The organism is Streptomyces sp. NPDC031225, from assembly GCF_055570355.1.
Window position 1 is genome coordinate 287,402 of sequence record NZ_JBVIHJ010000010.1, and the last position, 14,637, is coordinate 302,038.

Sequence of the window (14,637 nt, forward strand, 5' to 3'; positions counted from 1 at the left end):
TGCGCAGACGTGGTGTGCGGGCGGTGGCGGGACGCCTCTGGTGGCGGACCGCCGGTGGGCGGGTCAGCCGACCCGGTGCCGGCCGATCGTCACGGCCATGCCCGCCACGGTCGGGTTCTCGTAGAGCTCCTGCGTGCTCACCCGTACGCCGAGCTTCCGGTCGGTCAGCGCGAGCAGCCGGGTGGCCCGCAGCGAGTTGCCGCCGAGCTCGAAGAAGGACTCGTCCCGGCCCACCTGTGTGCGGCCCAGTGCCTCGGCCCAGACGTGGGCGAGCCTGTTCTCCAGTTCGGTCTCGGGCGGGCTGTGGCGGCGAACCGGCCTGCGGGGTGCCGTGTCCCGCAGCAGTTGGGCCGTGTCCACGCCGCCGAAGGCGTCCCGCGGTATGCGGGGGACCTCGGCGAGGCGCACCGGCACCGGGAGGTTCGCCGCGCATGCGGCTACGGCGGTGCGGACGTCGTCGCCGGCGACGCCCTCGGCGACGTAGGCGATCAGGAGCTCGCTGACCCGCAGTTGCCGGGCGGCGAGTTCCTCGACGATGTGCGGGTTGTCCGCGTCGAGGCCGATGACCAGGTACGGGTCGGGCAGGGCCAGCGCGTCGAGGAACAGCCTGAGGCCGGTCTCCGGGGCGATCGCCCGGAAGCCGCGGTTCTCGGCCGCGGCCGTCGACTGGCCGCGGTTCATGCCGACCCCGGTCCACAGGGACCATGCCAGGCAGTGCACCGGCCGACGGCGCTCGTGGTGCCAGTGGTCGGTGAAGCCGGTCAGGAAGCTGTTGGCGGCGGAGTAGGCGCCGAACGAATGGCCGCCGAACTCGCCGTTGACCGAGCCGAACAGCACGAGCGACGCCTGCGGCCGGGTCTCCAGTGCCCGGGCCACGGCCAGCGTCCCGGTGACCTTGGCGCGGTACTGCTCCGCGTAGGTCTCGGCGCTCTCGCGGGCGATCGTGTGCCGCTCCAGGTCGGCCCACTGCCCGGTCGGGTCGGCTGCCGCCAGGTGCAGAACGCCGTCCAGCGGACGTCCCCAGTGCTCCTCCGCCGCGCCGATCGCCTTCTCCAGGGCGTCCGTGTCGGCGACGTCCACCTGCTCGTAGACGACCGAGTCGGCCGGCCCGAGCGCGCGCAGTTCGGCGAGCCGGGCGGCTTTGGCGCCGTCGGCGGGTGAGCGGCCCACGAGCAGCAGGCGGATGCCGTACGAGGCGATCAGACAGGCGGCGATGTCGTGGGCGATGCCGCCGAGTCCGCCCGTGACCAGGTAGAGCCCGCCCGCGGTCACCGGCCGGCCGGTGTCCCCTGCGGCTTCCCGGGCCACGGGTGCGAGCCTCGGCTGCCAGCGTCCGCCGGCGCGTGCGGCGACGATGCCCGTGCGACCGGGGTCGTCGAGTTCGGCGCGCAGGGCCGGCGCCCAGTCGGCGGTGTCGGCCGGCAGGTCGAGTTGGCGCACGGGCAGCGGAGCGGCTTCGCCGACGGCGGTGCGCACCAGGCCGGTCAGGGCGCAGGTGCCCAGGTCGATCCGGTCTCCGTCGTGCACTCGCACGGCACCCCGGGTGACCACGAGCAGTTGCGGCCGGCCGAACTCGCCGTCGGCGAGCGTCGCGACGAGCGCGGTCAGCTCGGCGGTGGCGGTGGCCAGCCGCTCGTCGGGCTCGCCCGTGAGCGACAGCGGCAGCGCGAACACGACGGAGGTGAGGCCGCCGTGGAGGGTGGTCACGGTCGACAGCAGGCGGCGCAGTGCCCTGCGGTCGGCCGCCGGAACGCGGAAGCGGTACGGCGTCTGCTCGGTGAACTCCTCGCCCCTGCGGGCGGTGACAGCCGTCACGTCGATGCCGAGGCGGTCGATGTCGTCGTCGGCGGCGAGCACCAGGCACACCCCCGGGCGCACGTCCACGGCCCCGCTCCCGGCCCCGCTCCCGGGCTCGGTCCCGGGCTCGGCGAGCCGCGCCCACTGCCGTGTGAAGAGCCAGGTGTCCTCCTGCGGCTCCTCGTCGTCCGCAGGGGCGGACACCCGGTCGGTGAAGGCACCGGCCTTGAACCGGGCGACCAGCGCGGGCCGTTGGATCTTGCCGTTCGCTGTCTTCGGGAACTCCGCCTCCGTGACCGGGACGATCAGGTCCGGTGCGATCCCCGACTCGCGGACCAGGACGGCGCGCACCTGTTCGCCGGTGCGGGCCAGCGCGGCGGCGTCCCAGCTCTTCGGTACGTAGAAGACGACCAGTTGGTCGGTCGAGGCGCCGGGTTCGCGGACGCCCACCGCGGCCGAGAAGGTGACCCGTACGCCGTCGACGCGCTCGACGACGCTCTCCAGCTCGTGCGCCATGTAGTTGGTGCCGCGGACGATGATCTGGTCCTTCTTGCGGCCCGCGATGACGACCTCGCCCTCGTGGACGAAGGCCAGGTCCCCGGTGCGGAACCAGCCCTGCTCGTCGAACCCCTCCCGGTTGGCCTCCTCGTTGCGGAAGTACCCGGCCATGATCGTGGGGCCGGTGATGCGCAGCTCGCCCATGCGGCCTTCGGGCAGGACCCGCCCGGCGTCGTCGACGACGCGCAGGCGCACCCCGGGGATCGGGTGGCCGACCCGGGTCAGGACGACGGCGTCCTGGTCCGCGGGGTCGAGGTGGCGGATGGTGCCGCCGAGCGAGGACGGGTCGACGGCGACGGTGCCCGCCGTACGGTCCTTGCGGCTCTGGCGGGTGTAGGTGACGCCCGAGCAGGTCTCGGACATGCCCCAGCAGGGGACCATCGCGTCGGCGGGCAGCCCGTGCGGGGCGAGGAGTTCCAGGAACCGCGCGCTGGTCGCCGCGACCACCGGCTCGCCGGCGTTGACGACGTCCCGCAGGCGGGACAGGTCCCAGGAGCGTTCGCCGATCTCCGCGGCCCGCTCGGCCACGAGCGCCATGGCGAAGTTGGGCGCCCAGGTGTTGGAGACGCGGTAGCGGTCCGCCCAGTCGAGCCACAGCAGCGGGTCGGACAGGAAGTGATCGATCTTGGCGTTGACGTGCAGGCACTGCAGGAACACGTCGCGCACGTTGTAGTAGACGACCGTGACGTGGTCGAACGGCATCCAGATCAGGCTGATGTCGTCGGCGGTCAGGCCGCAGTGCTGTACGACCGCGCAGGTCCGGGACACCACGCTGGAGTTGGTGTGCTGGACGCACTTGGGCACCCCGGTGCTGCCCGAGGTGAGCAGGTTCAGCACCGGCGAGTCGGCGGTCGCCGGGAACCACGCCGTGTCGGCCTCGTGCAGGGCGAGTTCCTCGACGGTCAGGATGCGCACGTCCGGCTCGTCCCAGAGCTCTCGCACCCCGGCCAGGGCGGGCCCGGTGGCGGCGTCGGTGATCAGGACCGGGCGGTCGAGCAGCTGCCAGGCCCCGCGCAGTTTGCGGTTGGCCTCGTTCTCGGCGGTGTACGTCGTGGCGACGGCCACCGGGGTCGGCACGAACCCGCCGAGCACCGAGGCCCAGAAGGCGGTGAGATAGCCGCGGTTGGAGCCGAAGACGAACAGGGCGGCGTCCCCGGGCCGAAGGCCTGCGGCGCGCAGCCCGCCGAGCACGTGCTGGGCCTCGTCGAGCAGCTCGGCGTAGGTCTGCAGGACGTCGTCGTTGCCCTCGGTGATGTACACCGTGCCCTTGTCGGGAGCCTGTTCGGCCGCCCGGCGCAGCCCCTCCTGCAGCGTGCGGGGAGCGTCGCCGGGCAGGTGCACGTCGCCGCCGTACAGGTCGGCCGCGGGCAGTTCCGCCCGGTCGAACGGGCACCCCGCGGTGGGCGCGGCGGCCTGCTCCGGCCGGCCGGGACGCTGCTGGACGGCTGCCCGTACGCCCTTGCGGGCGACGGCCGCCGCGTCATGGACGCCGGGTACGGCCCCTACCGCCTCGGTCAGGGCCCGCAGGACGTCCGGGTCCATCGGGTCCAGGGCGCTCATGCGGTCCTCCCGGCCACCGCGGGGGTGGGCATTCGGCCGACGATGAAGGAGACCACCGGGGCGGGGTCCTCGATGAAGTAGAAGTGGCCGCCGGGGTAGACCTCGGCGGTGAACGCGCCGGTGGTCTGCTCCCGCCACCGCAGGACCTCGGTGCGCGGTGCCCGCGGGTCCGCGTCGCCGCACAGCGCGGTGATCGGGGTGTCGAGCGGGGTGCCCGGTTCCAGGCGGTGCCGCTCCCAGAGCGTGAAGTCGGCCCGCAGGACCCAGAGCATGGCCTCCATGGCGTCCTCGTTCTCGACGAGTTCCTCGTCGACGCCGCCCAGCGCGACGATCTCGGCGTGGAAGTCCTCGTCGGAGAGCTGGTGCAGCTGCCGTATCGCGGAGGCGCCCGGCGCGGGCTGTGCGGACAGGAACAGCTGCTCGGGTCCCCGCGCGCCGCGGTCGCGCAGTGCGCGGGCCAGTTCGAAGGCGAGCGTGGCGCCCCCGGAGTGCCCGAAGAACGCGAACGGCAGGTCGAAGACGGGGCGCAGCGCGTGGGTGAGCACGTTCACCAGCGGGCCGACCTCGGTGAACGGGTCCTCGGCGATCCGGTTCTGCCGCCCCGGCAGCTGCACGGCGACCAGCTCGATGTCGGCCGGCAGCAGCGAGGCCCAGTCGGCATAGGCGGCCGCACCGGCACCCGCATGCGGGAAACAGATCAGGCGGCGGGTGGCTTTCGGCCGTTTGGCGCGCCATATGTAGGGGCTTTCGGGAGCCAGTTCCTGTATTTCCAACGGAATCATCTGCGGGTTACTCCTCGCACGGTTTTCTTGTACGGGAAACCGGCTATACGGAAACCGGCTGCACGGGAAGTCGACCTGGAAGATGGGTCCACGGAAAACACTCAGACATTCCTTGAATCCACCCCCGTATGCCGTCCCATACCTTCCGCCCTGCGCGGCGCCGGAGTCAAGCAACTTCAAGTGCTGCACGGAACAGTTGGGTTCCGGCCACGACAGGTGCTGTCCTGGCGACAGGACAGCCCTATAAGAGAACTCCGACCAACTCCAAGACGGCTCTGAGGACAGGGGTTTCGATGGAATACGGCATTCTGGGTCCCGTACGGGTGCGGGACGGCGCGACGGAGATGGTGCTGGACGGGGCGAAGCAGCGCACCGTGCTGGCGGCCCTGCTGCTGGCCGAGGGATCGGTCGTCGCCGACACGGGGCTCAGCTGGTTCCTGTGGGGCGACCGGCCACCCGCCACCCTCACCGCGCAGCTCTACAACCACGTCTCCCGGGTGCGCCGCACGCTCGGCCCCGAGGCATGCATCGCCCGCAGCGCGCACGGCTACCACCTGCACACCGGGAGCGCCCTCGTCGATGTCCTGGAGTTCCGGGAACTGGCCGGACAGGGCAAGGCCGCGCTCGCCGAAGGGAAGTACCAGGAGGCCTCCGACCTGCTGCGGGACGCGCTCGCCCGGTGGCGCGGTCCCGCGCTGACGGGCGTCTCGGAGCATCTGGCCGCCGCCGAGGGACCGCCGCTGGAGGAGGCCCGCACCACCGCCCTGGCCTCACGGATCGAGGCCGACCTCGCGCTGGGCCGGCATCAGCGGCTCCTGCCCGAGCTGACCCGACTGGTCGCCCACCACCCCCTGCATGAACGTTTCCGCGCCCAGCTGATGACGGCGCTCTACCGCTGCGACCGGCAGGGCGAGGCCCTGGCCGTCTACGACCGGGGCAGGCACCTGCTCGCCCGTGAGCTCGGCGTCGAGCCCGGCCTGTTGCTGCGCGGCATCCACCGCGCCATCCTCACCGCCGACCCCGGCCTCTACGCACCCCTCGCCCCCGCCACGACCCCCGACGGGCGGCAGCAAGGCCCCAGGACCCCGGGTCAGGCACTGATCCGCCTCAGGTAGTCGTACTGGGTGGGCAGCGTCTCGACCAGCCCCTGCGCCGTCCGCCGCACCGCCGCGAACTCCGCGCGCGCGACCGCCTCGTCGGCGAGGACCACGGAGGCCGGGGGACGCACCTCGATGGCCCCGGTGCCGAGCAGGACGGTGGCGTACGCGTGCGCCGGCATCCCGTGCTGGTACGGCGGCAGATGCTCGGCGCCGGGCAGCCGCACCCGCCAGTACTCGATGCGCTCGGCCAGCCCGTCCGGCACCGGGCGGGTCTTGACGTCCCGCCAGTACTGCGTGTGGTCACGCGCCGCGCCCTGGTAGAGGAGGGTGAGGAACTCCACGGCCCCGTCCAGCTCCTGGGCGACCGCGGTGTTGTAGCCCTCCCTCAGCCGCGGGTGCCAGTCGGCGCCCGGGAAGTGCCGCACCAGTTGTTCCAGCGCGTGGTGGGTGAAGGACACCTGCGTCGTCTGGAGCGGCTCCACCCGGCCGGCGGCCGCCGCGACGGCGACGCAGTTGTGCCGCCACGCCGTCAGGCTGCGCCCGGTGGCCAGCGGAGCGTGCACGGCCTCGGCCCCGGCCGCCTCCGGCCCCGCGAACTCGCGCAGCGTGCTCTCGGCCTCCTGCGGCGTGCAGTACTCCTGGGCGTACACGTAACCGGTGACGATCCGGCTGCGCAGCGGAACGGCCCGGATCCAGCCCGCGGCCTGCGCGGTGACGGTCGTGTAGGGCGGAATGCCATGTGCCTTCATGTCCGCGGGCACATCGAGCGCGACCACGGCGTCGCCGGGCAGCGAGTTCCGGTACGACAGCCAGGGAACCCTGAGCGCCTGGCGCAGCAGCAGCCCCGCCGTGCCGGTGCAGTCGACGAACAGGTCTCCGTGGACGGGCCCGTGCTGCGCGGTCACGACATGGTCGATCCAGCCGCGCGGGTCCAGCCGTACATCCAGGACCTCGCCCGTGAGGCGGCGTACGCCACGCTCCACCGCGTATCCGGCGAGGTACCCGGCCAGCGCCTCGCCCTTGAAGTGATAGCCGTAGGGGCCGGTCTCCGGCGCGGTACCGGGCAGGGCCGAGTGGAACGCGCGCGGGCTGCGCCCGGCGTCGCACAGCGACGCGGCGACGAAGCAGTCCCGGTCGAAGCGTCCGCTCGGACCGTTGTGCGGCCACCACTCGGTCAGCGGGAACCCGCCGGCCTCCCGGGCCCCCTCGAAGGGGAGGTAGAAGTAGTGGTCGGGCCTGCTGAAGTCCTGGAAGCGGACGGCCAGTTTGTACGTGGCCTCGCAGGCCGCCATCCAGTCCTCCTCCGCGAGGCCGAGGACGTCGAAGAACCGCCCCAGATCCCCGAGGCTCGCCTCGTCCTCCTCCGCGGGGTCGGCCGCGCCGGGGTCGAGGAGGGTGACCGAGACCCGGTCGCCGAATGCGGCTTTCAGATACGAGGCGGCCATCCAGCCTGCGACACCGCCACCAACGATCACGACATTGTCCGGGTTCCGCGCACTCACGTCAGCACCTCAATTCACATGTCCACGTGTGAACCTGTCCGGTCTCTTTCCATCCCGCCCGGCCACTGTCGCAGCCGGATCTATGCGACCTCTATATCCGGGCCGACTTACTGGTTTTCTCTGACCAGGTACGGGGGTCGGGAGATGTCGTCCACCGCGTTCTGTCCCGGCGACAGGACAACGCCCGGCGCCCATCGCCCGGGCTGGTCAACAAAAGGGTGTAGTGGCGATGATGAGACGCCCCCTCCTCCGCCTCCCCCGATTCTTCTGCGGCTCATGGGCGAATTACTCCAACGAAAGGGCTCACCGATGCACGGCAGTCAACTCGATGTGCGGGCCTATCAGACGGCAGAGCGGCTACTGCGGCACAACCGCAAGGAACTCGTCCTCGGCGACCGGGTCAAGCCGCACTGGCTCGAGGACGGCGCGCGCTTCTGGTACTCCGTCGCCACGGCCACGGGGAAGCGGTTCGTCCTCGTCGATGTGAAGGCGGGCACCCGGCAGGACGCGTTCGACCACGAGCGGCTGGCGCGGGCGCTGGCGGAGGTGTCGGGGCAGAGCGTGGACGCGTCCGCGCTGCCCTTCCCCGTGATCCGGCCCGGCGACGGGCAGGTGGAGTTCGACGCGTTCGGCGAGCACTGGCGGTGCCGGCTGGCCGACTACACGTGCGAGCGGACCGGGGGACAGGCGCCGGGCAACCCGCTGGAGGTGGTCTCCCCGGACGGCCGGCACGCGGTGTACCGCGCCGGGCACGACCTGCGCGTCCGCACCCTGGACGGCACCCGCGACTGGGCGCTCACCTCCGACGGCACCGAGGACCGGGACTACGCCGCCAACCCGGACTACCTCATGTACTCCACTCTGCTCGGCAAGATCGGGCTGCCCCATCTGCCGCCCGCCGTGGCCTGGTCGCCGGACGGGACCCGGCTGCTGACCCACCGCACGGACCAGCGGGGCGTGCGGCGCACGCACCTGCTGCACGCCGCCGACGGCGAGGCGCCCTCCTTGCTCTCCCCGCGGTACGCGGTCGCCGGCGACGAGCACATACCGACGGCCGAGTTCGTCGTGATCGACATCGAAACCGGCACGGTCACCCGTGCGCAGGGCGAGCCGGTGGCCATGTCGACGATGTCGCCGATCTTCCAGAAGTGGGCCTGGTGGGCCGCGGACGGCTCGGCCGCCCACTACCTCAGCCGCAGCCGTGACGCCCGCACGCTGAGCCTCCACCGGCTCGACGCGGCCTCCGGTGAGGTGAGCGTCGTCCTCACCGAGTCCGGCCGGACCCGGGTGGAGCCCGCACAGCAGCAGCTGCAGCCTCCCGCGATCAGGGTCCTCAGCGGCGGCAAGGAGGTGCTCTGGTACTCCCAGCGCGACGGCCAGGGCCATCTGTACCTGCACGCGGCGCACTCCGGTGAGCTGATCGTCCCGGTGACGTCGGGAACCTGGTCGGTGCAGGAGATCCTGCACCTCGACGAGGAGGAGCGCGTCGTCTACTTCACCGTCGCCGGGCTGGTGAAGGAGGACCCGTACCGGCGCACGGTGTGCGCGGCGGGCCTGGACGGTTCGGGATTCGTCCGGCTCACCGACGACGGTCTCGACCACGTCGCCACCCTCGCGCCGAACACCGAGTACTTCGTCGACTCCGCCTCCACGACCGGCACCGCACCGGTGACCACCGTCCGGGACTGGGCGGGCAAGGTCCTGGTCGAGCTGGAACAGGCCGACGTCTCCCGTCTGCACGACACCGGCTGGCGGGCGCCCGAGCGGTTCAAGGTCCGCTCGGCCGACGGCACGACCGACATCCACGGACTGCTGTACCTCCCGCACGGCTTCGACCCCGCCCGGCGCTACCCGGTCATCGACACCCCTTACGGCCTGCCCACGGCGCCCCGTGTCAGCCCGTCCTTCGACCCCGGTCACTACGGCTACGACGCGGAGGCGCTCGCCGCCCTCGGATTCGTCGTCATCGCCGTGGACGGCCAGGGCTCCCCCGGCCGCAACAAGGCCTTCCACGACGCCTCCTACGGCAACCTGGGCGACGCCTGCGGCCTCGCCGACCACGTCGCGGCGCTGCACGAACTGGCCGCCACCCGGCCGTGGATGGACCTGGACCGGGTGGGCGTCACCGGCATGTCCTCGGGCGGCTACGCCGCCGTGCGCGCGCTGCTCAAATACCCGGACGTCTTCAAGGTGGGCGTCGCCGAGTCCGGCATGCACGACTTCCGGTACCTGGAACCGGTCCTCGGCGAGGCCTACCACGGGCCGTTCGACGCGGCGGCCTACGCCCAGCTGTCCAACGCCGAGTACGCGGACCGCCTCCAGGGCAAGCTGCTGCTCGTCCATGGCGGTCTCGACGACCGGGTGCCCCCGCAGGTGTCGCTTGGGCTCGCCGAGCGCCTGATCGCCCACGGCAAGGACTTCGACCTGCTCCTCGTCCCCGACGCCGACCACATCTACTTCGGCTACGAGCACTACGTCACCCAGCGCCGCTGGGACTTCCTGGTCCGCAACCTCATCGGGGCCGAGCCGCCCACGGGCTTCCGCCTCCCGCCGGTCCCCGTCGATCTGGAGGCCCTGGCCGACCTCTTCGGCTGACCCGCCACAGCGCCACCGCAATACCCAGGGGCCCGTGCCCGGACTCACCTCCGGCCACGGGCCCCGTTTTTTGTCAGCCCGTCCGGGGCTCTTCCATCAGCCCGTCCGGCGTTTGAGGACGAGGCCGTTCAGGCCGAAGCGGGGGTCTGGGGGCGGCAGCCCCCAGGGGCCCACGGCAGCCCCGGCGCCATTCCACGGCAGCCCCCGGCAGGGACACCGCAGCCCCCGGCAGGGACCCCTCAGCCGACCAACGTGCCCAGCGCCTCCTCGGCGCGCTGCTCCCAGCCCGCCGCCCCCACGACGGCGAAGCGCTCCCGTGCGGTGTGCAGGATCGCGCGGGCCTCCTGGTTACGGCCCAGCCGCCGGTTCACCTCGCCGAGAACCAGGCCGACCCGGCCGGCCACCAGCCGGCTGCGGCAGTCGTCGGCGATCTCCAGCGCATCCGTCAGCGTCGCCTCGGCCAGCTGGATGTCCCCCTGGGCGAGCCGGGTCTCCCCCAGCCCGAGCAGTGCGTAGGCGAGGCCGATCATGTCCGCCTTCTCCTTGACGATCCGCACCGCCCGCAGGAACGACTCCTCGGCCGCCGCCAGCTCCCCCTCCGCGAGCCGGACCAACCCCAGCCGGTACAGCGCCTGGGCCAGGTTCCGGGTGTCGGGCGCGCCGCTCTCCTCCAGTTGCACGGCACTGAGAGCGAACGTGAGCGCCGAGTCCACGTTCCCCCGGTCGAGTTCGCTCTCCGCCATGTTGTGCAGGGTGTGCACCTCACCGGTGCGGTTGCCCACCTGACGGAAGAGGGGCAACGCCTCCGTGAAGCGCGCCACCGCGCTGTCCGAGTCGCCGCGCATACGGTCGCCCTGGCCGAGAGAGCGCAGCGCCATCGCCCGTCCGTGGTCCTCGCCGGCCTCCGTGTAGAAGTGAAGCGCCTTCTCGAGGTACGAGCGGGCGCTCTCCAGCCGGCTGTAGATCAGCTCCAGCGCCCCCAGACCGAACAGCATCGCCCCCTGACCCCGCAGGTCGCCCACGGCACGGGCCGCCTCCAGGGCCACCTCGCAGCAGGCGCGCCAGTCGTCGGTGTAACTGCGGGTGCCGAAGAAGGCCGACGCACACACCGTCAGGTCCCAGGCGAGCTCGGCCTCGCCCGCCCTGGCGGCCTGCCGCACCGAGGCCACCAGCGCCAGCCGTTCCGCCTCGTACCACGCGAGGGGGACGGTGAGCAGCTCGTCCATGAGGAAGGAGTCGATCCGCCTTCGCTGGACGGTGCTGTGCACCCCTGTGCCGTGGCCGCCGTGCTCCCGCCGGTCGGCCTCCTCCGCGATGGTCAGGAAGGTGCGCAGGAACCGGGTGGTCGCGGCGAGCCGGTCCGGCTCCGTCTCCTCCTGCCGGGCGCGTTCGGCCGCGTAGAGGCGGACGAGCGTGTGGAAGCGGTACCGCAGCTGTCCGGTGGCGTCCATGCTGACGACTTCCAGGAACTGGGCGTCGACAAGGTCCTCGACGATCCGCTCCGCGTCGAGGACCTCCTTGTTGAGCACCGCGGCGGCGGCCCAGGCCGTGAAGTCCGGTACGTCCAGCAGCCCGAGCCTGCGCAGCAGCCGCGCCGTCTCCTCGTTCAGATAGCGGTAGCTGAGCGCGAGGCTGGCCCGGACCCGGGACTCGCCCTGGCTGAGCTCGTCCAGTCTGCGACGCTCGTCGGTCAGCCGGTTCACCAGATAGCGCACCGTCCAGTGCGGCTTGGACGCGAGCCGTGCGGCGGCGATCCTGAGCGCCAGCGGCAGCCGGTCGCACAGCTCGACCAGACGGGCGGCGTCCGCGCGGGCGGGCGCGATCCTGGCCCTGCCGACGATCGCGGTGAGCAGTTCGATTCCCTCGTCCTCGGAGAGCAGGCCCAGGTGCACCCGGGCCCGGGGCGGCCGGGTGACGAGTTCCTCCATCTGGTCCCGGCTGGTCACCAGGACGCAGCAGTGACCGCTGCCGGGCAGCAGCGGACGGACCTGCGCGTAGGTGCGGGCGTTGTCGAGGACGATGAGGACCCTGCGGTCCGCGAGCAGACTGCGGTACAGCGCGACGCGCTCCTCCGGGTCGTCGGGGACCTGCTCGCCGGGCACTCCGAGGGAGCGCAGGAACCGGCTGAGTATCTCGTGGGCCCGGACGGGTTCCCGGTGTTCGTCGTAGCCGCACAGGTCGGCGAAGATCTGGCCGCCGGGGAAGTGCTCGGCGGCGCTGAAGGCCCAGCGCATGGCGAGACCGCTCTTGCCGATGCCGGCGGCGCCGGTGATCAGACCGACCGTGGTGGTGGCCTGGCCCCGGGCGTCGTCGCTCACCAGGCTCTCCAGAGCGGCGAGTTCCTCCGTGCGTCCGGTGAATGCCGGTACCTCGGGCGGCAGTTCGGACGGGACGGCGGGCGCGACCGGTGCCGGCCGGTGTGTCTCGGCCGACGTCGTGGACGCCAGGGCCGGGTCGTCGCGCAGGATCGCGTCGTGCAGTTCGTTGAGGTCGGGCCCCGGCTCGATGCCGAGTTCGTCGATGAAGTGCTCGCGGGCGTCCCGGTAGGTCTCCATCGCGTCGGCGCGGCGGCCCGAGCGGTACTGGGCGAGCATCAGATGGTGCCGGGTGCGCTCGCGCAGCTGGTGCTCGCGCACCATGGCGGCCAGTTCCGGGATGAGTTCCTGGTGCTGGCCGAGTTCCAGGCGTACGAGGGTGCAGTCGTCGTAGGCGTTGAGCCGGTGTTCCTCCAGGCGGGCCGCCTCGTCCTCGATCAGCTGCCCGTACACCCCGGCGAACGCGGGCCCGCGCCACAGCTGCAGCGCCTGCGTGTAGAGCTGCGCGGCCTGTGGCGGCTCTCCGTCCTTGGCGGCCTGTTCGGCCTCCCGGACGAGGTCGGCGAAGTCGACGGAGTCGAACCGGTGCCCCGCGGTGTGGAGCACGTATCCCGGATGTGCGGTGACGATGACGTCGTCGGTGACGTCCGCGGCCTTGAAGAGCTTGCGCAGTGCCGCGACACAGATCGCGACCTGGGTGCGCGCGGTGGGCGGCGGGTTGCTGTTCCAGACGGCGTCCACCATGGTGTCCACGGGGACGACACGGCCGGGCGTGAGCAACAGCAGAGCGAGGATGGTCCGTTGACGGCCGCCGCCGATCGGGACGGTCGCCTCCCCCGCGGTCACCGCCAGGGGCCCCAAGACCTTGAAGCTGACGTGTGCGCCCACTCCGGCTCCCCCTTGTCGAAGTCCTGATTTCCCGGACGACAACCAATGTAGGTCACCTGACGAGATGCTCCAATGCGATGCACTGGCGGCATACGCAATCAACTTCCGTACGGTGCTGATCGGTTAATTCTCGAACGCTCCGGCGAAGCGTGACTCGGGCCGCGGTCCCGTGATATCGGCCCTTAATTCGGCGAGCGCAAGGCTGGGTGGGGGAAACCCTCTACCAGCCGATGGGGTCCTCCTGGGCCCCGGCCGACACCACCGTGCCGCCGGCGGGGGCGGAGTTCGACGTGCCCCACCCGATCGGGTCGGCCAGCAGCGAGGCTGCGGCCCCCACCGGCGTGGTGAAGGCCGCGCCCACTGCGGGAACGGCCACCGCGAGGGCCGCGACGGTGGTCAGCGCGACGGCGACGGACTTGACAGCGGCATTCAGCTTCTTCGTCATTGTCTTCGTTTCCTGTCTGTGAGGCGCTCAGGGGTTCTGAGCTGCGCTTCCTGGCGGTTGACAGAAAACTTAAAGACCGGTCTTTTCGGGCCGTTATCGGATCAGCTTCGTCTGCCGGGTGCGGCGATAACGAGGGGCGGGCGGAGGTTTTCCACCCCCCGAAGAACGGAGGATTTCCGGCTACTGCGGCGGCTCGGCGAAACGAAGACTCGGTAGGGCGGCAGAAGCACTGCCGCCCGACGGAGGTGAAAACCCATGACGCCGTTTCCAGCAGCCACGGCCACACCCGTGTCCGCCGCCCGCACCGGTGCACCGCGGCCGGTCGCCGAGTGCCGTATCTGGTCGCTCCCTCCGCTGCCCCGGCCGTCGTCCTGGTTCCATCTGCTCGACAGCACCGAGCTGCTGCGCACCTCGTCCTTCGCCCATGAGCTCGACCTGGCCCGCTTCGTCACCGGTCGGGTGCTCGCCAGGACGGCACTGGCACGTCTCCTGGGCACCGGTCCCCAGGCGATCCGGCTGCGCACGCGGTGCCCGGGGTGCGGCGGCCCGCACGGCAAGCCACAGGCTGTCGGCCTCGCGGAGGGGTGGCAGTTGTCCATCTCCCACTCGGGCCGGCTCGTGGCGGTGGCGGTCGCCCTGGACACACCACTGGGCCTGGACGTCGAACGCTACGAGCCCTGGCCCGGCCCCGGCCTGCAGCCCGAGTACGAGCTGGTCCTCACGGCCGCCGAACGGGCAGCCGTCGAGCGGCTGCCACCGGAGCGCCGGACCCGCGCCTGCCTGACCTACTGGGTGCGCAAGGAGGCCGTACTGAAGGCCACCGGAGAAGGGCTCGACGTCCCCATGACGGACTTCACCCTCTCGGGACCCGACCAGCGGCCCGCCCTGCTGGGGTGGCACGGTCCAGCACCCGACCGACCGGTTCCCGCGATCGCCGACGTGGAGCTGGACGAGGGCTACCACGCCGCCGTGGCCGCCCTCGATGTCCGTTCGGTACGGACGACCGTGCGCAGCGGCACGGAACTGCTCCCGGGAACCGGCGCTGAGCTGCTCGTTAACTCCCGGCGTTTTCCAGGAAGTTAAAGGGGTCGGCAA

Annotated in this window: 8 protein-coding genes; 3 read left to right on the plus strand and 5 right to left on the minus strand. The window is 71.9% G+C overall.

Going from position 1 to position 14,637, the window contains the following annotated elements; translation table 11 throughout:
- Nucleotides 1-63: 63 nt before the first annotated feature.
- Nucleotides 64-3,915, minus strand: a complete 3,852-nt coding sequence (locus ACZ48Z_RS19595) for an SDR family NAD(P)-dependent oxidoreductase (protein ID WP_468737093.1) — start codon at nt 3,913-3,915, stop codon at nt 64-66.
- Nucleotides 3,912-4,697, minus strand: a complete 786-nt coding sequence (locus tag ACZ48Z_RS19600; protein WP_468737094.1) for a thioesterase II family protein — start codon at nt 4,695-4,697, stop codon at nt 3,912-3,914. Before ACZ48Z_RS19600 ends, ACZ48Z_RS19595 begins: the two co-directional genes overlap by 4 nt.
- Before the next feature lie 293 nt (nt 4,698-4,990).
- Between ACZ48Z_RS19600 and ACZ48Z_RS19605 the strand changes: the two genes are divergently transcribed.
- A complete protein-coding gene (locus ACZ48Z_RS19605) occupies nt 4,991-5,812 on the plus strand; it encodes an AfsR/SARP family transcriptional regulator (RefSeq protein WP_468737095.1) in 822 nt (273 codons plus the stop codon).
- Here ACZ48Z_RS19605 and ACZ48Z_RS19610 read toward each other — a convergent pair.
- Nucleotides 5,788-7,299, minus strand: coding sequence for a tryptophan 7-halogenase (locus ACZ48Z_RS19610; RefSeq protein ID WP_468737096.1), 1,512 nt, complete (start codon nt 7,297-7,299; stop codon nt 5,788-5,790). The two genes, ACZ48Z_RS19605 and ACZ48Z_RS19610, sit on opposite strands and share 25 nt — an antisense overlap.
- Before the next feature lie 309 nt (nt 7,300-7,608).
- On the opposite strand from ACZ48Z_RS19610, the gene ACZ48Z_RS19615 reads away from it, so the two are divergent.
- Nucleotides 7,609-9,894, plus strand: a complete 2,286-nt coding sequence (locus tag ACZ48Z_RS19615; RefSeq protein ID WP_468737097.1) for a S9 family peptidase — start codon at nt 7,609-7,611, stop codon at nt 9,892-9,894.
- A 239-nt stretch (nt 9,895-10,133) separates the two neighbouring features.
- Here the strand turns inward: ACZ48Z_RS19615 and ACZ48Z_RS19620 are convergent, their stop codons facing one another.
- Both ACZ48Z_RS19620 and ACZ48Z_RS19625 read right to left on the minus strand, forming a co-directional pair.
- Nucleotides 10,134-13,097 (minus strand): AfsR/SARP family transcriptional regulator, encoded by a 2,964-nt coding sequence (locus ACZ48Z_RS19620; RefSeq protein ID WP_468737098.1) that lies wholly within the window; start codon nt 13,095-13,097, stop codon nt 10,134-10,136.
- A gap of 220 nt (nt 13,098-13,317) precedes the next feature.
- Nucleotides 13,318-13,542 carry a hypothetical protein gene (locus ACZ48Z_RS19625; RefSeq protein WP_468737099.1) on the minus strand — a complete coding sequence of 75 codons (225 nt, stop codon included), beginning with the start codon at nt 13,540-13,542 and terminating at the stop codon, nt 13,318-13,320.
- 255 nt (nt 13,543-13,797) lie between these two features.
- Between ACZ48Z_RS19625 and ACZ48Z_RS19630 the strand changes: the two genes are divergently transcribed.
- Nucleotides 13,798-14,625 (plus strand): 4'-phosphopantetheinyl transferase family protein, encoded by an 828-nt coding sequence (locus ACZ48Z_RS19630; protein WP_468737100.1) that lies wholly within the window; start codon nt 13,798-13,800, stop codon nt 14,623-14,625.
- Nucleotides 14,626-14,637: the final 12 nt, after the last annotated feature.